This window comes from Paenibacillus sp. FSL H8-0283 (assembly GCF_045040675.1).
In the GTDB taxonomy this organism is placed as follows: Bacteria; Bacillota; Bacilli; order Paenibacillales; family Paenibacillaceae; genus Paenibacillus; species Paenibacillus amylolyticus.
Window position 1 is genome coordinate 6,879,272 of the sequence record NZ_CP150295.1, and the last position, 19,371, is coordinate 6,898,642.

13 protein-coding genes are annotated in these 19,371 nt (G+C 45.4%); 2 read left to right on the forward strand and 11 right to left on the reverse strand.

Annotated features, from left to right (window positions below):
* Positions 1-98: 98 nt before the first annotated feature.
* Positions 99-440, reverse strand: a complete 342-nt coding sequence (locus tag MHI52_RS30220) for a zinc ribbon domain-containing protein YjdM (protein ID WP_017691576.1) — start codon at positions 438-440, stop codon at positions 99-101.
* A gap of 235 nt (positions 441-675) precedes the next feature.
* On the opposite strand from MHI52_RS30220, the gene MHI52_RS30225 reads away from it, so the two are divergent.
* Positions 676-1,827, forward strand: a complete 1,152-nt coding sequence (locus MHI52_RS30225; RefSeq protein ID WP_339190609.1) for a VanZ family protein — start codon at positions 676-678, stop codon at positions 1,825-1,827.
* Positions 1,828-1,988: 161 nt separating this feature from the next.
* Here the strand turns inward: MHI52_RS30225 and MHI52_RS30230 are convergent, their stop codons facing one another.
* From MHI52_RS30230 to MHI52_RS30260, 7 genes are all read right to left on the reverse strand, one after another.
* Positions 1,989-3,446 carry a carboxylesterase/lipase family protein gene (locus MHI52_RS30230; RefSeq protein WP_405158178.1) on the reverse strand — a complete coding sequence of 486 codons (1,458 nt, stop codon included), beginning with the start codon at positions 3,444-3,446 and terminating at the stop codon, positions 1,989-1,991.
* Between the two features lie 280 nt (positions 3,447-3,726).
* Positions 3,727-4,821 carry a metallophosphoesterase family protein gene (locus MHI52_RS30235; RefSeq protein ID WP_405158179.1) on the reverse strand — a complete coding sequence of 365 codons (1,095 nt, stop codon included), beginning with the start codon at positions 4,819-4,821 and terminating at the stop codon, positions 3,727-3,729.
* On the reverse strand, positions 4,821-5,159 hold the full coding sequence (locus MHI52_RS30240; RefSeq protein WP_083684565.1) for a multidrug efflux SMR transporter: 339 nt from the start codon (positions 5,157-5,159) through the stop codon (positions 4,821-4,823). Before MHI52_RS30240 ends, MHI52_RS30235 begins: the two co-directional genes overlap by 1 nt.
* Positions 5,156-5,926 carry an HAD family hydrolase gene (locus MHI52_RS30245; RefSeq protein WP_405158180.1) on the reverse strand — a complete coding sequence of 257 codons (771 nt, stop codon included), beginning with the start codon at positions 5,924-5,926 and terminating at the stop codon, positions 5,156-5,158. The genes MHI52_RS30240 and MHI52_RS30245 overlap by 4 nt, the downstream gene beginning before the upstream one ends.
* 95 nt (positions 5,927-6,021) lie before the next feature.
* The gene (locus tag MHI52_RS30250) at positions 6,022-7,395 is read right to left on the reverse strand and encodes an ABC transporter substrate-binding protein (RefSeq protein WP_340983892.1); all 1,374 of its coding nucleotides are present in this window, start codon (positions 7,393-7,395) and stop codon (positions 6,022-6,024) included.
* A gap of 37 nt (positions 7,396-7,432) precedes the next feature.
* A complete protein-coding gene (locus MHI52_RS30255) occupies positions 7,433-8,224 on the reverse strand; it encodes a carbohydrate ABC transporter permease (protein WP_235431493.1) in 792 nt (263 codons plus the stop codon).
* 113 nt (positions 8,225-8,337) lie between these two features.
* Positions 8,338-9,213, reverse strand: a complete 876-nt coding sequence (locus tag MHI52_RS30260; RefSeq protein ID WP_036671737.1) for a carbohydrate ABC transporter permease — start codon at positions 9,211-9,213, stop codon at positions 8,338-8,340.
* Between the two features lie 198 nt (positions 9,214-9,411).
* Here MHI52_RS30260 and MHI52_RS30265 point away from each other — a divergent pair, with 198 nt between their 5' ends.
* Complete coding sequence (locus MHI52_RS30265) at positions 9,412-9,984, forward strand: GbsR/MarR family transcriptional regulator (RefSeq protein ID WP_076320388.1); 573 nt, start codon at positions 9,412-9,414, stop codon at positions 9,982-9,984.
* 226 nt (positions 9,985-10,210) lie between these two features.
* On the opposite strand, the gene MHI52_RS30270 is transcribed toward MHI52_RS30265, so the two are convergent.
* The 3 genes from MHI52_RS30270 to MHI52_RS30280 all read right to left on the reverse strand — a co-directional run bounded on the left by MHI52_RS30270 (position 10,211) and on the right by MHI52_RS30280 (position 19,370).
* Complete coding sequence (locus MHI52_RS30270; protein ID WP_405158181.1) at positions 10,211-13,753, reverse strand: DUF4073 domain-containing protein; 3,543 nt, start codon at positions 13,751-13,753, stop codon at positions 10,211-10,213.
* A 354-nt stretch (positions 13,754-14,107) separates the two neighbouring features.
* The gene (locus tag MHI52_RS30275) at positions 14,108-17,707 is read right to left on the reverse strand and encodes an S-layer homology domain-containing protein (protein ID WP_405158182.1); all 3,600 of its coding nucleotides are present in this window, start codon (positions 17,705-17,707) and stop codon (positions 14,108-14,110) included.
* A gap of 505 nt (positions 17,708-18,212) precedes the next feature.
* Positions 18,213-19,370, reverse strand: coding sequence for a glycerate kinase (locus MHI52_RS30280; RefSeq protein ID WP_405158183.1), 1,158 nt, complete (start codon positions 19,368-19,370; stop codon positions 18,213-18,215).
* Position 19,371 lies beyond the last annotated feature (1 nt).

Sequence of the window (19,371 nt, forward strand, 5' to 3'; positions counted from 1 at the left end):
TTAAATTCCAACCAGTATATATCTACTAAATATTCCCTGTCAAACAAAAAACGTTCAATTCCCATTGAATGCGGAACAGAACGTTTCTCAATCTGATCTTATATCTTTTTCACAAACTCAGACTTCAACTTCATCGCACCCAAGCTGTCGATCTTGCAATCAATATCATGATCCCCATCAATCAGGCGGATATTCTTTACCTTCGTGCCCTGTTTGACCACGAGCGAGCTACCTTTTACCTTCAGATCTTTAATGACGGTAACGGTATCGCCATCACTTAGCACATTTCCGTTGGCATCGCGGATTACTTTTGCATCCTCTGCGTTATCATTGTCTGCTTCCAAAGACCATTCATGCGCGCACTCCGGGCAAACCAGCAGGTTACCATCCTCGTACGTGTACTCTGAATTACATTTGGGGCAGTTAGGCAAATTAGACATATGTATTAAACTCTCCATTCTACGATTGGCATTCCCGCAAGTATACGGGATTTCGACGGTATATTCCATACGCTTGGTCACTGCATGGATGGATTTAAACCAAATTTAAGGTTCATGCATCCCTCACTTTAAGGGTAACTACTTATGATGTAACTAATAGATACGCACTACACATACATGAATTTTAATGTCTCTATGAATGTTATTATATTTAATACCAAAGGAGTTCCTACTCATGTCCTCATATGTTTTCCCTGTGCAAATGGCTTTTTTGATCTTTGTTGTTGCGGCCATGTTTTTGCTGGTGCCGTGGTTGATCTATGGGTATCGTAAAGACGGTTTCTTCAGCTGGTCACGGTTTGGTATCAGCTTTTCGTTTATCTTTTATATTCTGGCCGCCTATTGCCTCGTCATTCTGCCGTTTCCGACTACGCGAGATACCTGTGCGCAGCAAGCCGCTGACACGATCTACTACAATCTGGTTCCATTCACTTTTGTCAAAGACATCATGAAGGAAACACCCATTGTATGGACCCAGCCTTCCAGCTATCTCAGCATGATTCAGGGCAGAGCCTTTCTGCAAGTTCTATTTAACGTCCTGCTTCTTATGCCGCTGGGTGTATATATTCGTTATTTTTTTCAAAAGAGATCATTCTGGAAGTACGCCCTGCTTGGCGGATTCGGGCTTTCCTTATTCTTCGAGATCACTCAAATCACCGGCTTCTACGGGTATTATAATTGTCCTTACCGCCTCTTCGATGTAGATGATCTGTTATTGAATACTTCGGGAGCAGTCATTGGATTTTTCACAGCGCCCATCCTGCTTGCTTTATTCCCATCACGTGCAAGCATTCAGGCGAAGAGTGAACAGATCGTGGAGCAAAACCGAGTGTATACTATGCCTCAATTGCTCGCGTTAATTATTGATGGAATCATTGTTGTCTTCCTTTCGAATTTGATATCGATCTTCACAGCGTCTGATGTGATCAGTGATGCCCTAAGTACATCCATTGCTATGGTCATTGTACTGTTCTTCATACCTTGGGTGCGAAATGGGGTAACTCCAGGCTCGGCCATCTTGCGATTCCGCTATGTGAATCGTCAGACCGGCACACCTACAAGTGAATCGTTATTCAAAAGATTTGCCGCACTCTATGTTCCATGGCTGCTCGTTACGATCATTCGCTTGGTCAACGATTATGCTTTTTCAGGTCATCAGGATGTTATGCTTCAGCCTTATCAAATGTGGATCTCCTTGGGGACATTCGGTATCTATATGTTAGTCTACGCCGTGCTCTTTGTTCATGTCTTGATCGTGCTCTTCTCCCGTGGAAAACGTTCCTTCTACTTCGATGAGGTGTCCCGCACACGTGCCTCTCGTAAATAATGTTTGGAGTATAACGGCACAATGTACCTCTTCAGTGCTTACGTTCTGCTTATTATTCAGCCGGATTACAAAAAGAGGACGTTCATTATGAGATGAACGTCCTCTTTTGATCGGGCGCATAGCAGTTTTTCAGAGTATTTATACACATTAACCCACCTGGATTATAACCCTAACAGCTCTCGCTTGGCTGCATCCGGATCATGTACGATCTCAATCTCATGGTTGAAGATTAGTGTCGCACGATCCTGCTCATATTCAGGCCAGTTCACACCTGCAACTTCAGGTTGACCATTCTTGGCAAAGGAAATCCAGGCATCCTGTACCTTGAGGGCAAGTGCCGCCGCAGCTTCATCCGGCTCTGCATTCATGAATTTGAGGACATGCAGTGTATTAAACACAAAGAACATTTCGATGCTATGAATCGCTCTTTTTAACAAGGGATGTTCCGGCATCACCCAATCAAATCGATACATCCACACCGGGGCATATTTCTGCTGTGCCGCAGCATATTGCAGCGCTGAACGCCAGAAGAACATATCGGTCATGACTTGGGCTTGTCCATCTGCCGTTTTTGGATAACTATCCGCGATGGCTACCCGGTTCTCCAGATCTGGTGTCATAAAGTCTACGCCCTGAACCATATCGATTTCTTTTGAAAAAGGCACATGTGGCTGGATGAACAGTGCACCCTCGTGTAATGTCGTACCAATCAGCACCGGAATATCCTGCGCTGAGCCTTCACTCACTGCCTGAAGTGGCATCTGTGGTAGTGTATTACCATCCAACACAGGTTGGAACAACATTGCCATGCCTGCACCGCTCTGCTGTTTGACCGTTTCACCCGCTGCAATAATCTGCTCTACAGGAATTGTATTTAACTTCTGCAGGTTGTCCCGATCCACCCCAAGAATCTTCAGCATCCCTTCCCGCAACGCTGAGGCTTGCTCTGCCGGCATGAACTGGGATGCACCACTCTCCATAATGGCACGTTGGAACAGTCCTTTGGCCGCTGGCATCGCCATCAGTGCTGCAATACTCATGCTACCTGCTGATTCGCCGAACACCGTAACTTGATCCGGGTTACCACCAAAAGCAGAGATATTATCCTTCACCCACTGTAATGCCGCAACTTGATCCAGCAGACCTGCATTGGATACGTATGAATCACCTAATGGAGCCATATGCAGGAAACCCAAAGGTCCTAATCGGTAGTTGATCGTCACAACGATGACGTCCCCCCGAACCGCTAACTGTGTACCATCATACATCGGTTGGCTACCTGAACCTGTTACAAAGGAACCACCGTGAATCCATACCATGACCGGCAGTGGTGTTGCTCTTTTTTCCTTAGGTGCCCAGATGTTCAGATATAAACTATCTTCTGACTCATTCGGAATTTCTGTCTGGCCTTCTGGTTGATGATTTCGTGGTTGTATATTCTCAGGTCCAAATTGATTGGCCTGTCTGATTCCATCCCATGACTCGGGCTGTACCGGAGCCTTGAAACGCAGCTCACCTACCGGGGGTTTCGCATAGGGAATGCCTTTCCATACGCTTGCATCGTGCAAAAGTTCGCCTTGAACGGTACCATATGTCGTTTGAACGTGAAGTTCTCTCATGCCGCTTCTACTTCCTCTCCGTAAATAGGTTAAATTAACGAGTACGTGCATATCATGTGTACTTATTTGAGTATAGTTTGTAGTCATACCTATTTACAACTTTACCCAACTCTAGCCTCCCCTGCTACGTTTCACGTGGAACTTTATGAGGTGGATGATCTGATACATATCCTTAAGATGGACACCAAAAAGGCCACCCTTTGAGCAATGTCATCAGGTTTAACTTGTCTTAATGGCATTGACCCTTAGAGTAACCCTTTCCTTTTTACCACCCAAATAACTACCCTTCTACAGGATAACTTACCGTAAATTCAGCACCCTCAATCCATTCGCTCGTAACAAAGTTCCGCCCCTTTACAACCACTCGATCCTTATAAACCTCCACATGAAGACCTTCGCTGCCCTCCAGATGTTCATCCTGATCCGTCCATAGATAACCTACAGACGACGCATTGAACATGGTTGGCATGTGGCCTGCACCATCGTACATCGTATGCTGTGCTTCCAGTTGCCAATGGGTATGACCGGAGAAGAGAATCACTTGCGGGTAATTGGCCAGAACGGCCTTGAGTTCCGCATCCTGATTCACACCATACCAGCCTTGTTCCTTCATCGATCCTGCTACCGTATCCATAAGCGGCTGGTGTAAGAAAAGGAAGATGGGATGATCTAGTGTTGCACGCTCAGACAATTTCGCATCCAGCCACTCCAATTGTTCAGCCGACATATCACAATCCTTCGGGTGAGGTTGCTCGGTGCCCAGGAAAATATAATGATACCCATCAATCCAGTGATCGTGGTATGCGCCCTTCATGCCTGTTGTCCCTTCAAAATCACTTAATCGACGCTGCCATAACCCTGCGACTGTAATGGGGTCCACTCTTGAAGAGATCGGTCCCCCGTCTTGGCCCTCCTGCTCTGAAGTTACAGCAGACAACGTATATGTGCCGCCGGATAGTTGCTCAATCAGTGCAGCTGATTCAGCAGCCGTTTGTTTTATGACCAGCTCCATATCTGCTTCCTGCTCCAACAACTCGGCTACTTCACCTTCTTTCATCTCTAGCAAAACGATCGGCGGATCTTGCCATACCACGGCTCCAATATCATGGTTACCTACCGTGTACCGGATGTCCGGCAAACTCTCCGCATGTTGCTTCCATATGCGTTGCAACTCACGATATTCGCTCGGCAGCCCCCGATCCGTCACATCGCCCACATGCATAATCCCGCTGCTTCCCTGACTGAATGTAGCTATGTCGGCTAATGCTTGATCCAGATGCTGGTTATGGATATGGTCTGCCTCATCTCGCACATGTGTGTCCGTAATGACCTGGAAGCTAACAATAGGTTGCTCCGGTGTATGTTCATTTTTCATCAAGAATCACTCCATTTCAGTCCAATAATGCCAATCAGAATAAAACCGATCCATACCATCGACGTGAGCCGTAGACGTTCACCAAAAAAGTAATGCCCTACAACACCAATAAGCGTAATGCCCACGCCAGACCAGATCGCATAAGCTACAGCCAGCGGCATATACTTCACTGCAAAGTTAAGAAACGTAAAGCTTGCGCCATAACAGACAAACATCAACACCGAAGGCCATAACCGCGAGAACCCATCCGATACTTTTAGCAAAATGGTAGCGCTCAGCTCCAGCCCGATAGCCAGTGCCAACAGTACCCAGCCCAAGTAGGCGTGACTGTTCGTCATCGATTCAGCCCACCATTCAGCAATTCATGGAAGGATTGAATCGTTCTATCCGCCAAGCGGATTTTTCCCGGTTCTCCAATCCCAATTCTGTACCCCGCACCAGCGGTTCGTGCCATCTCCATGTCTCCGTCCGTATCTCCAATGACCACAGTATGCTGTACAGATACACCTAACCGTTCACAGGCAAGCAGAAGCATATCGGGAAAAGGTTTGCCCCGTTCCACCAGATCTGTACCCATCACCACGTCAAAAAAGGAATCCAGTCCCATCCACTGTAAATGTTTAATTGCACTTGGTGTATCATCTGCCGTCACTACACCCATAACCATGCCTTTGGTACGACACTGTTCAAGGAATTCTCGAACACCCGGTAACGGATGTGCCGGACGATGCTGCTCCATCTCTTCCTCCGCTCGCGCCAAACACTCCCGGACCATAATCTTGGATTCCGCCCAGCTGAGACCCGCACGATATCCATGCCACGTCAGCACGGCATACACTTCATCCATCGTGCCCATCGCAAGCGGGCCCCGCACATCATACCCATTCATTCGGCCTTGATCATCGTGGAATGTACCCCAGATCTGTGGGAATTCATCTGTGTCGATACGGAGTCCTCTGGTCGCTAACTGTTCTCTGAAATCGTTCAACACACAATCGGTCCAGAACCCCCACATGCCCGTAAAATCAAGTAATGTCCCGTCCTTGTCGAACAAAACGGCTTTAATCGGATTGGGTAATCCATCCACATACGTTTCATCTTGCATTGGTTAAACTCCTTGTCTGCGATCTTGTATGAACGGAAAGGACGGTACAGCATGTACCGCCCTTATCGCGTGAGTCAATTGCCTATATACGTTTCTTATTTCGTTACCCTATCCAGTTCCTTCTGTGCTTTCTCTTTCGCTTCCTTCAGCGCTTGTTCTGCTGGCATATTATTGATCTGTACCTGATCAGCTGCATCTTTCAATGCATCATTGATCTTGCCACCCGTTGGATCCTGGAATGGAGCCGAAGCGTGAGCTGCCTGTTGCAGTGGTACGGTGATCTGTGGATTTTCCTCACTGAATTTCATGAACTCTGGATCTTGTTGGGCCGATTGACGTACTGCGATATATCCGGTGTTCATGGACCATGAAGCTGTGTTCGAAGTTTCAGAGAAATACGTAAGCCATTTGTATGCTGCCTGTTGTTGTTCAGGCGTTGCAGCTGACGGAATACCTGCCGAAATGGCACTTGCTACCGGTTTTCCTTCACCAATACCTTCCCAGCCTGGTTGTTGCATCGCAGCGACTACGCTAAAGTCCAAGTCGCCTTGGTCACCACTAGATCCGGTATAACCTGCTGCTTTATTTTTCATCACATCATCAATCGTTTTGTACCAGTACTCCCAGCCCTGACCTCCATAATGAATGCCCATAATCTTGTCTTCGTTAATCCATTTACGGAACAAGTCCCATGTCTCGATCCATTCCGGAGAGTCGATCATAACGGTTTTGCCATCGTCGCTAAGAATCTGTCCGCCCTTACCCAGCACGGCATCAATCATATTGTCTCTACCCCACATCGGTTCCCAACCGTAGAAGGTGGTCTTGCCATTTTCTTGTTTGCTCATCTTCGCAGCCGCCTCAGCCAGCTTCTCCCATGTCGTCAGAGTTGCTGGGTCGATTCCGTTCTCCTTGAACGTATCCATACGGTAATACATGATCTGAGTTGTACCGTACATTGGCAAAAAGTATTGCTTTCCATCCACCTGTCCCTGGTTCAGGAATGTCTGAATGAAATCGTCTTTCTTAAAATTCGGATCAGCTGCAATCATCTCATCCATGGGTGCATAATATCCTTTGCGTGCCCAGTCTATATTGGAGCTGAGTACAGCGGCTGGAACCTTCTTGGAAGCAATTGCTGCTTGCAGCTTCTGTTCCGTTTCCGTGTAATCTGCTTGTACAATCCCTTTTACAACGACTTCGTTCTGGGAGGCGTTGAACGCATCAATCGTCTTTTTCATGTTATCGCCCAGATTACCACCCAGACCATACCAGAACTCAATCTCCACCGGATCTTTCGCCTGAGCTTCGGTTCCACTGGCAGCAGCCGTCGTGCCTGATTCTGCGGGTGCTTGTGTTCCACAAGCTGTCAGTAGCGCAAAGCTGGTCGCGAGTACCAGCGACATGCCACCCTTCCAGTTCAACCTCAATCTCTTCTTCCATGTCATGCTTGTCTGACTCCAATTCATTGTTGTTCCTCCCGTTTTAGTTGAATGGTAGTGCATATCAGTTCTTGTTCACACCAGCCGTAATATTCACGCTCTGCATGATCGTCTTCTGGGTGAACAGGAAGAGAATAAGTAGAGGTGCGATGGTGAAGGCACTCGCAGCCATAATCTGTGGCCAAGCAAGTCCATATGCCCCGCCTTCTACAAAGAAGCTACGCAGACCCGCCGATACCAGCTGTAAATCAGGGTCTTTGGTGATGAGCATAGGCCAGAAATAGTTGTTGTACTGTTCAATAAACGTAATCAGCACCATCACGGCGAAGCTTGAGCGAACAAGCGGCGTAATAATCGTCCAGAGAATCCGGAAGTGGGATGCACCGTCCAGTTGTCCGGCTTCCACCAATTCATGAGATACCTGCATGAACGCCTGCCGGATCAGGAAGATCGAGAACACGCTGACACAGTTGGATACAATCAAGCCGGTGTAGGAATCCAGCAGATTAAGCTCACTAAGCACCAAGTAACTAGGCAGATACACAGCCGTACTCGGTATCATATAACCCACCAGAATCAGGGATGTCAGTACACCTTTGAGACGGAATTTCATATGTGTCAGGGCGTACGCCATCATACTGGAGTTGACGATCTGAAATAAACAGATGGCTAAGGCTACCCCGGTACTGTTCAGGATGTAACGGGCAAATGGTGCCGCATTCCAGGCATCCACATAGTTGCTCCACAGGAACGTCTCCGGCCAGAAGGTCGGCGGAAACTGCCAGATCTCATCATTGGTTTTGAACCCGCTAATGACCATCCAATAGAAAGGAAAGGCTGTACCCAGCGCGATCATGGCTAACAGAAGGTAGCGGATTAATTTACTTATTTTAAAATTCGGTTGTGACACGTTCTGCAACTCCTTGCGCTTCATCCGTTTAGACTTTTTGTTGGGCAATGTCATTGTCATTAGTAGTGCACCAGACGTCTGCCAAGCAGGAAGGATACTCCCGACAGCAACACGCAGATCAGAATGATCACAACGGCGATGGACGAAGCTTCACCTACGTTAAAGGATTCGAATGCAGACTGGTAATACATGTACAGTAACGTTCTCGTTGATCCCGCCGGTCCACCCTGCGTCATGACATTGATCTGGTCATAGGCTTGCAAGGACTGGATTGTAAGAATAATCGAGAGAAAAAATGTTGTTGGTGAGATCAGCGGCAATGTGATACTTCTGAACTTATCCCAACCGTTTGCACCATCGATTGAAGCTGCTTCGAGCAGATCGGAAGGTAGATTTCGTAGCGCAACGAGATAAAATACCATTGCCCACCCAATCGACTTCCAGAGCGTGACGATCAGAACAGCAACCAATGCCCAGTCCGCGTCACGCAACCAGCCGATCGGAGATACGCCTACCCAGCCCAGCATAAGATTAGCGAGTCCCACTTCGGGCTCAAAGATCCAGGACCACGCAATGGACACCGCAACTGTCGGGGTGACCCAAGGTGAGAACAGTAACGTCCGGAAGATGCCGGATGATTTGATCTTGCTATTCATGAGCATCGCAAGTGCCAATCCGCCCACAATAGTTGGGATTACACTTCCAAGTCCGAATAACAAGGTGACTTTCAATGATCGATAGAATTCAGAGTTTGTCAGCAGATAACTGTAATTGTCCAAACCAACAAACAACTTGTCCGGGCTCATGAAGTCCCAATCGGTGAAACTGAGATAAACGATATATCCCAGAGGTCCCAGCCAGAAGATCAGCAATGGGATTAGAGCTGGCAGCGTGAATAGTACCGCCTCAGACTCCCTCCATAGTTTTAAACGCAAATCCCCCACTCCTTACTGTCCAATTTTTCTTTAATGATTGGGAATTTTTGAGTATAATCAGCTTTATATTTATTCTGTACAAAATTGATTGTACACTCGTATTGAAAATTCTAATTCCGGCTTATGTTAAAATTGGAGCAAGTCATGTAAAATATGAGGCAGCTAGTGGGAACGCTATCATAAACCAGAGGTGACATTGTGGGAAAAGAAACCGCCGGGAACCCGAATCATTCTTCGTTACCTGATCGGCATGCGCTGAGGGAGAGAGTCATTGAGGCCATCGCCAATACGATGGATCTATATGGGGTTAATCATACGTTTGGCAAATTGTACGGCATCATGTATTTTGAGGATCGACCGATGACACTTGAAGAGATGAAAAACTCGATGAATATGAGCAAGAGCAACATGAGCTATGCGGTTCGTTCGCTTACAGAATCACAGATGATCTATAAACTGGAGGAAAAGAAGGAGCGCCAGGATCAATATCTGGCTGAGACCGACTTCTATCGTACGTTCCAGAATTTCTTCGGGGCCAAGCTCCAACGGGAAGTAGATGTCATGTTAGAAGGCATTCGTGAGGTCATTCCTGACCTGTCGGCAATGATCCTTTCGGAACATACCTCTTCTGAAGATCGAGATGATGCACTGCGTGATCTGCACAAACTCCAACATGCGGAGCAATACTACGTCTGGTTACAAGGATTCGTGGATCAGTTGCGGGATGGTAAGTTTTACGAGAATGCTTCACACACGCCCGATAAAGAGTAGTACAACTGCGTAAACAGAATAACTAATGGGTGATCAAGCGCTAACCAACCTAGACCAATGTTAAGTCACACTAAAGCGCAAAAAGGAGCTGTTCCTAGCCAATGTATGGCTTTTGGAACAGCTCTTTTTTTATTCTATCTATTGTATCGTCATATCCTATCCGTCATTAGGGGTTCTCTTTTCCATATGCTACTGCGTTAATGACCCCTTTTTTCTTTTAAAAATATTACTTTTGCGCTGCGGCTTCGATATCTGCATATGCCCAGTGTGTATCTGGTACATCACTGAACGTTGGCGTAACTGTGCCAGTTAGGGGTGTGCGGTTGAACAATACATTCAACACTTTCACGGCTTCCGCACGTGTCAGCTTGCTATCCGGTTTGAATGTGCCATCGTTGTATCCAACCATCAAGCCAGCCGATTGCACGTATGCAATCGCATCTGCTGCCCACAGGTCTGCGGATACGTCTGTGAAGGAAACTGCTGGACCATTCACGGTTGTTGCACTCGCTTGTTGCTGCGTCCAGCGATACGCAATCGTTGCCATCTGTGCACGGGTGATCGAGCCTTCCGGTGCAAATTGGGTGTTACTCATGCCGTTCATGATGCCAGCGGATTGCGCTTTTTGAATTTCACTTGTTGCCCAGTGTGTCGCAGATACATCCTTGTAGCTCACGCTATTCGTGGAACTTGCTGCTTCAGTTGGAAGATTACGAGCCAGCATCGCTGCCATTTGTGCACGCGTTACGAATGCATCTGGACGGAAATCTGTACCAAATCCTTGGATGTACGGTTGGTGTGTACTTTGTGAAGCTTTCAGTCCATCCACAACAACGAGGGTGAACGTGCTGAATTTTGTTACGGTAAATTCGATGCCTTCGCTGTTATCCGCGAGTTGCACCAATTTGCCTTGAATCAATTCTTTTGTGCCGTCACTGTGTTCGATATAGATCGCCAGGTTGTCCAATGCTTGCTGACGCACAGTCGGATCGGTTGGCAGACTGTCACGCAGTGGCAATGTGAGTGTCACTTCGCGGCTCTGCATATTCGTGTCGATCTCTACAGGACGAGCCAATACACGAACATTCGTATTCGGAGCAACTTGTTGAATCAACTGTTCTTTCTTCGCACGTTCTTCGACTTCTTTACGTTCCGATTCCTGTTTCAGTGGAACGACGCGGAAGTACAAATCTTGATCGAATCCTGCGATGGAATTCGTCGGAACGGAGATCACTACATTTTCAGTGGAGATTTCAAGTTTCAGTGAACCATCATTCAGTTCTTTCACCGCTGCCTTAGGCAGTTCAATACGTGTCTCGGACACGGCATCTTTGGTGTCTGGGATGACAATGCGTGCGGTGTTCATGTTCAATTGCTTCGCTTTTTCAACAGATTCCTTGGCAATCGCTTCGGTCATTTTCACCAGGTCTTTGATCGTGCCGTTGGTTTCGGTTGTACGGGTAATTGGCGTTTTGGTCAGGTTGGTACCGTTTGTTCCATTAACGTCAACCACGATCTGCTCTTGTTTCGTTGTTGGAGCAGGTGTAGAGGTTACTGGTGTAGTTGTTACAGGCGCCGTAGATCCGCCGCCGCCACCAGTGTTTCCGCCAGGATTAGGTGTTGGAGTATTGGATGTAAACGTAAGTGTTGTCCATTTCCATGCCGGTGTGTTGCCTTTGGCTCTTACACGAACCACAATTATTTGGTTGCCCTCAAATCGATCTGTATTGGTAAATTTATTCCAAGTCTCCCCATTATCTTTGGAATATTCCATCGTTTCATCTGCACCGATAACCACATTGGCTGTATCATCAGCAGTCACTTTAGGCGCTGGGGGAGCAAAGAACAAGTCAAATGCTCTTTGAATATCTTTAATTTTTTCATATCCTCCATCAGGTCGTTCACTAAGCATCCACTCTGCGAGTTGTTGCTGTTCCGCATTCGTTGATAATGTTACTATCTGGTCAAACTTCAGAGGGGATTCCTGAAGACTTAATTCTGGATTGTTGGCTAAAAGTATTTGGTACTGCATTTGAAGCATTTGGTACAAATTCAAGTTATTTAATATCTCACTCGCTGTCTCTGCTTGGTTAATTGAAGGGAACTCTTCAGATAGCGTAAACATTAGACCTACAGACGATTCAGTGTCCATTGCAACAGAAGTGAACTTCGCAATATAAGCAATTAACTGCTGATCCGCCTGGTTAGCTTTCAGATAAAAATCTGCTGCTCTCTTGAACTGTTCAAACTCTTCTTCAGAAAACAGATTAGCACCCTTTGCAATGACCTGATCGTAAATGTTATTTAATGCAGAAGCCATATCTCGGTAATCTAACCGATACCCCAAAAGGATATTGATACTTATATCTACAATAAATTGAACCTGATCTCCATTGTAAGATCCCGATCTCGGAGTCAACTGCACTAACGTAGCAGCAACTGTCTTTTGTTCTTGATCTGTTAGCTCACTAAACGCTCCAGGATGATTGAGCAGATCTGTATTTTTTAATATGGATAACACTGTAACTTTATCCTTGAGAACTATCGCTGCGTTCAGCTGCTTCAGCGATTGCTTCTCAGGAGTGCCAAAGAACTCATCAAATGCTTCTTGCGCGGATTTATATGTTAAATAGCCATTACCCGGCTTTTTCAACAGCATCCAGTCAGTAAGCTTTTCCATTTCAGTCATGTTGGAGGAAATGCTTTTCATTTTACTAAAATCAAGCGGGAATGTACCAACGAGGGTCTCTTTATCTGTGCCTTTAAACGCCTCTGCTTGTTCTTGTAGCTGATATAAATCCATTAGCGCATTAATCATTTCACTTTGTGTTGAGGCATTCGTGAAATTGATAATTTGGCTCGATGCCATAGAAAGATTCATAACTGATTCTTCAAGGGATGAATTATTAGCAATTCGTTGTAGTTTAATTTTGAATGCCAATACATTCTGTTCCAGATCAGAAGCTAGAAGATATCGATCTAGCATCGGTTTCATCATATTCAGATATTCAGGACTAACCGCCGCTGCAAAAATAAGAGATTTGTCGTAATAAGCAGTCAGTCTTTCTTGGACATCGGACAATTCATTTACTTTCGATACTGAAATGCCTTGTTGAATATAATCTACCAAAAATTGAACCTCACTGTTACTCTGATACGCATTAACAGGCTCATTCATATGTCCCGCTAATGTTACCAGTGCATTCTGTTCTTCCAGGGGAAGAGATTCAAAATCCGGCGTCGTAGTGATAAAATTTTCATTTTCGAACAGTTCAGTTATTTTAGCTGCATCAAAGTTTTGACCAATAGAGTTATTGAATCCATTCAGCGGTGTAGTAAATTTAATGGATTGCATCTGATAAGCAGTTTCCATACTGTATCTATCCTGAACAATTACATTGAAATAATAGGTCTCACCATCGCTTAAACCCGTAATTTGTTGGTGAAAAGTACCATCTGTAGATTCCGAACCCTGAATCCAACGGTTATAGGAATAATCGGTTGTGTGACCGTTAATTGTAGCAGCGTCTATTAGATTCGGTTCGTCAGATAAGAAAACCCGATAATATAAATCAGGCGGGGAAGTAGAATCGGAATAGGCGTATGTCCAACTAATTTCAACCGAGTTGTCATCTACACCTTTCACTGTAATTAGGCCATTGTTCCCTGGATTGGTATATCCTCCTGCACTTACCTTTCCTGCTGGTGCCAGCCATGGAGCTACCAACACCAAAATGAGCAACATGCTCATTATTTTTCTGTATTGCATCTTTTCTTTCCTCCCTAATCTCGCTTCTCTAAGATAGGCCTATTGTAGTACACAACTCTGAACGGATTCTGAACAACAGAGCAAATAAAAGGGTTTAAAACCATTTATTTAGATATAATTAGTAAAAATACTCATTTTTCTCGTCATTATTCAACATTTTTATTTTGAGATATATTATCTAAGACCTATAAAAATATATACCGCGAGTTTAATCAAATCTTAGAATATACTCCCCTGAATTTCAGTAGAACAAAGAAGACCACCCTATTTGGGGTGGCCTTCTTTGTTCTACTTTATTAGCTTGCTCATAACTAAACTGCCTGCTGTAAGCCTCTTAATCTTGCAAAGATATTATTACTGCGCTGCAGCTTCAATATCTGCATATGCCCAGTGTGTATCTGGTACATCACTGAACGTTGGCGTAGCTGCGCCAGTTAGTGGGGGGCGGTTGAACAGTACGTTCAACACTTTCACCGCTTCAGCACGCGTCAGCTTGCTATCGGGTTTGAATGTACCATCGTTGTAACCAACCATCAGGCCAGCAGATTGCACGTATGCAATCGCATCTGCTGCCCACAGGTCTGCGGATACATCTGTGAAGGAAACTGCTGGACCATTCACGGTCGTTGCACTCACTTGTTGCTGCATCCACCGATACGCAATCGTTGCCATCTGTGCACGGGTGATCGAGCCTTCCGGTGCAAATTGAATGTTGCTCATGCCGTTCATGATGCCAGCGGATTGCGCTTTTTGAATCTCACTTGTTGCCCAGTGTGTCGCAGATACATCCTTGTAGCTCACGCTACTCACGGAACCTGCTGCCGCTTCAGTTGGAAGATTGCGAGCCAGCATGGCTGCCATCTGTGCACGTGTTACGAATGCATCCGGGCGGAAATCTGCACCAAAACCTTGGATGTACGGTTGATGTGTACTTTGTGAAGCTTTCAGTCCATCCACAACAACGAGGGTGAACGTACTGAATTTGGTTACGGTAAATTCGATGCCTTCGCTATTATCCGTGAGTTTCACCAATTTGCCTTGGATCAATTCTTTTGTGCCGTCACTGTGTTCGATATAGATCGCCAGGTTGTCCAATGCTTGCTGACGAGCAGCCGGATCGGTTGGCAGACTGTCACGCAGTGGCAGCGTGAGTGTCACTTCGCGGCTCTGCATATTCGTGTCGATCTCTACCGGACGAGCCAGTACACGAACATTCGTATTCGGAGCAACTTGTTGAATCAATTGCTCTTTCTTCGCACGTTCTTCGACTTCTTTGCGCTCCGATTCTTTTTTCAAAGGTACAACGCGGAAGTATAAGTCTTGATCGAATCCGGCGATGGAATTCGTCGGAACGGAGATCACTACATTTTCAGTGGAGATTTCAAGTTTCAGTGAACCATCATTTAGTTCTTTTACCGCTGCTTTAGGAAGTTCAATACGTGTCTCGGACACGGAATCTTTAGTGTCTGGAATAACAATGCGTGCGGTGTTCATATTCAATTGCTTCGCTTTTTCCACCGATTCCTTGGCAATGGCTTCGGTCATTTTCACAAGATCTTTGATCGTGCCGTTGGTTTCGGTTGTACGTGTGATTGGCGTTTTGGTCAGGTTGGTACCGTTTGTTCCATTAACATCAACCACGATCTGCTCTTGTTTCGTTGTTGGTGCAGGTGTAGACGTTACTGGTGTAGTCGTGGACGAACCTCCACCTATGCTACCACCCGGGTTAGGCGTTGGCGTATTGCCATTATCTGTGCTGCTATCACCATTCTGTGTAAAGACAAACTTCACGGCGCGGCCTGGCAGTTCATCGCTGATTGCTTTGTAACGAACCCATACCGTTTTGTTGCCGCTAAGGTCCATTTTTTGAATGAAGGCAACATCAATCCAGTGCAGCTTATTGTCAAAAGAAATCTCCATCGTGCTGTCCAAGCCCGTTAGGGTGTTATTGATGTCATTCCCCTTCACATTAGGAGCCGTAAAGAATCGATTAAATACATTTTGTAGATTCCCAACATCCTCGTAACTGTCTTGTTCATTTAGGACCCATTCAGCCAATTCCTTCTGGCCTTCAGGACTAAGTTCTGCTCTTTTGGATAAATCAAGAGCGCCTCTAAGATTAAATTTGTACTTGCTGAAGAACGCTTCACCTTTAATCTGATCTTTCATTGCCTTATCAAGCCATTGATCCATTCGCGGTATAGAGGTAGCTTGCTCAAATGAATCGATAGGCATAGAGAGGAGATTCAGGACAATATCAGGCTCAACAATATCCCCTTTAGACACTCCTTCCAACCTTTCGAATGCAACTAGATGCAAGTAATTGAATGCCAGTACACCTTTATCTACTTTGCTACGTTCCAAATGTTGTTGTCCAATGCTACGTAACACATATGTCTGTTGGTCATTAAAGTGATTAGGTCCATTTACTAATTGCTGAGCGAGCAGATCCAGCTTATTCCTAAGAACACTGAGTTCCCTCTGCTCCCAAACAGATTGTGCCAATACACCAAGTTCAATCATATATTGGACCTGTTCTTTGTTTTTGTAATCTTTATTTACATAGTCGATCAGGAATCCCGCAATGAAATCTCTAACCTGCAAAGACAAAGCACCGTATCCGTTAGGCAGAGTAATACCCAGTTCAGGATCTTCCATAGCTACACGCATAGCCGCTATATTACCATTAGTTTTTGCAGTATTTAAGACAGTCAATGGATCGCTTTCGTTATCATCAGGGAAAAATTTATTAAATGCAGTCTGAATTTCTTCAAAACTTGCATATCCACCAAGTGGTCTTTCACTAAGCATATATTCTGCCAATTCTTGTTGTTCTTCGGAAGTAAGATCATTCAATTTGCTAACATCCAAAGGGAATTTTCCAAGTGGTTTTTCTTGGTTTTCTTCTTTGGAATTATACGATTCAATATCTTCTTGAATTTCTAACATATTTATTAACTTGTTCACCATCTCTTCTACTGTTGTTACCTTGTTAATAAAAGGGGTGTCTTCCAATGCAGATTTTGTATAATCGAGTATTTGTGAAATATCAAGATTTCTGGTGAGTTTACCCTCATATCTGAAAGCTGCCATACGTCTTTCAATTTCAGAGGAATCAAGATAATAGTGGATACGTTCATAGTACTCATTATCTTCTTCCTGGTTATGAAATTGTAGCTGTAGTCTCTCTGCTTGTTTATTAAAAAATGCATCAAGGACTTCTCTGGAGTCAAGTCCACCAATTTCTCGAGGAAGATTCCGAGCTTGCAAGGCTAATTGCACTACATATTGGACTTGTTCCTTACTCTCATATCTACTAGATGCTGGTGGGCTTGACTCCTTTAACATGTACTCTGCAATCTCATATTGCTCATCCTCAGACAACGATTCAAAATCGGGATCAGCTAAGAAGTCTTTGTTACTAAACAGCTCCATTACTTCTGGTATAAAATCGGTGTAATTATCCAAAACTTTTCTCTCTTTAACATCGTTGAATTGCTCCAACGGACTCAGCAGTGTATTCGGATTGAATGATTTCATCTGATAGGAGGCTTCCATATCATCTTGATCTACAACCATCACATTATAATAGAGCGTTTCGCTGGTATCTAAACCTTGAAATATTTTGAAGAACGTATCGTCATTAGATGTTGAACCCAACACCCAATCCTCATCTCCATACTCTAGATTGTCCCTGATCTCTGTCATGTTGTTCAGATTAGAAGTATTAGAAACAAAGACCTGATATTTTAGGTTACGAGTTTCAGTGGTGTCAGAGAAACCAGCGCCCCAACGCACCTCTATGTTATTATCATCAGTAAGCTTGACAGTAATTAATCCATTTTTGCCTGGCACAGGGCTTGAGCCACCTGCACTAACCTTCCCTGCTGGTGCCAACCATGGAGCTATTAACACCATAATGAGCATCAAACTAATTATTTTCCTGTAATTCATGTACTTGATCCTCCCTGTCTCATGTTTTTTACATATAAATTCAATCCATCTGATACGTAAGGCCTATTGTAGTGCACTGCGATAAACAGAATCTAAACAAAAAGAGCAAATAAAAGGAAAAAGATCCACCCTGTAGTACAAAAATAGGATAGATCTCAATTTTTTTTCGCCAAAATTCATCATTTTATTTTAAAAAAAGTATTCTTCGGGACCTATATAGCTCCGACTCTTAAATCAAGGTGTACCCGCCATCCACATACAATGTGCTGCCCGTCGTGAACGTATTGGTCATCAGATACGTAACTGTATGTGCAATTTCTTCATTGTGCCTTCAAGGGTAAAAATAACGCGAACGACGCGACTTGAACGACAACTATACAATGGAACTTCACAGCAAAAAAGACGAGAGACAGATCACCTGATATCAGGCATATCCGTATCCCGTCTTTGTCACATCACATTTCAATCCGCAATCCGACCCTATACGATCCAGATGGTCACTGACCTAAGAAAGCAACCCCAGCTTCAGTACTCTTGCAATATTCTCGGCGGTACGTTCCACATTCTCCGGGCCTTCTCGCAATAGTCGATCCAGATCTGCTGCCCCAGGCACAATACCAAATATGGCATCGATGCCTTCCGCGTAGAGGGTGTCAATCCCTTCGCCCACACAACCTGCAAGGGCAATCACAGGTTTACCTGCTTCCTTGGCTGCCCGAGCAACACCATAGGGGGTCTTGCCAAATTTCGTTTGGAAGTCGATACCGCCTTCACCCGTAAATACCACATCCGCAGCAATCAACTTTTTACGCAACTCAGTATATTCAATGACAATCTCAATCCCTTTACGTAATACAGCCTGTGTAAAAATCAAGAGTCCTGCGCCCAATCCACCAGCCGCTCCCGCTCCTTGTACATCTCGGATATCTTTGTGTAGCTGCCGTTTCACTACATCTGCATAATGGGACAGATTCGCATCCAGCTGTTCAACCATCTCTGGGGTAGCCCCTTTTTGTGGTCCAAACACCCTTGATGCGCCATACTCCCCACATAGGGGATTGGTCACATCACAGGCCACAATGAACTCCACTTCCTGCAAACGCTCATCCAGACCAGATACATCAATCTGAGCCAGTTGATCCAGAACCCCGCCACCACGCGCAAGTGGACGACCCTCTGCATCCAGAAACTTCGCACCAAGCGCTTCAGCCATGCCAGCCCCACCATCGTTGGTCGCACTACCACCAATGCCAATGATGATCTTGCGTATGCCAAGGTCAAGACATGCGCGAATCAACTCGCCTGTTCCATAAGTTGTCGTCCGGAGCGTGTCCCGGGTCTCCTTGGTAACCAAGTGGATGCCGCTGGCCGATGCCATCTCGATGGCCGCCGTTGTTCCGCCACCCAGAATGCCATACTGTGCAGTGACTGTCTGCCCCAATGGTCCGCTCACCTCGTGCTGGTGAAGGACGCCGCCGGAAGCGTCCACAAGGGACTGCACCGTACCTTCCCCACCATCTGCCATAGGTACATGAATATAGCGTGCCGTCGGATATATTTTACGCAAACCTTTTTCCATCGCCATACATACTTCTTTTGCTGTCATGCTTTCTTTGAACGAATCCGGTGCCAGAACAAATGTCTTCTCTCTTGTCTCTCTCATA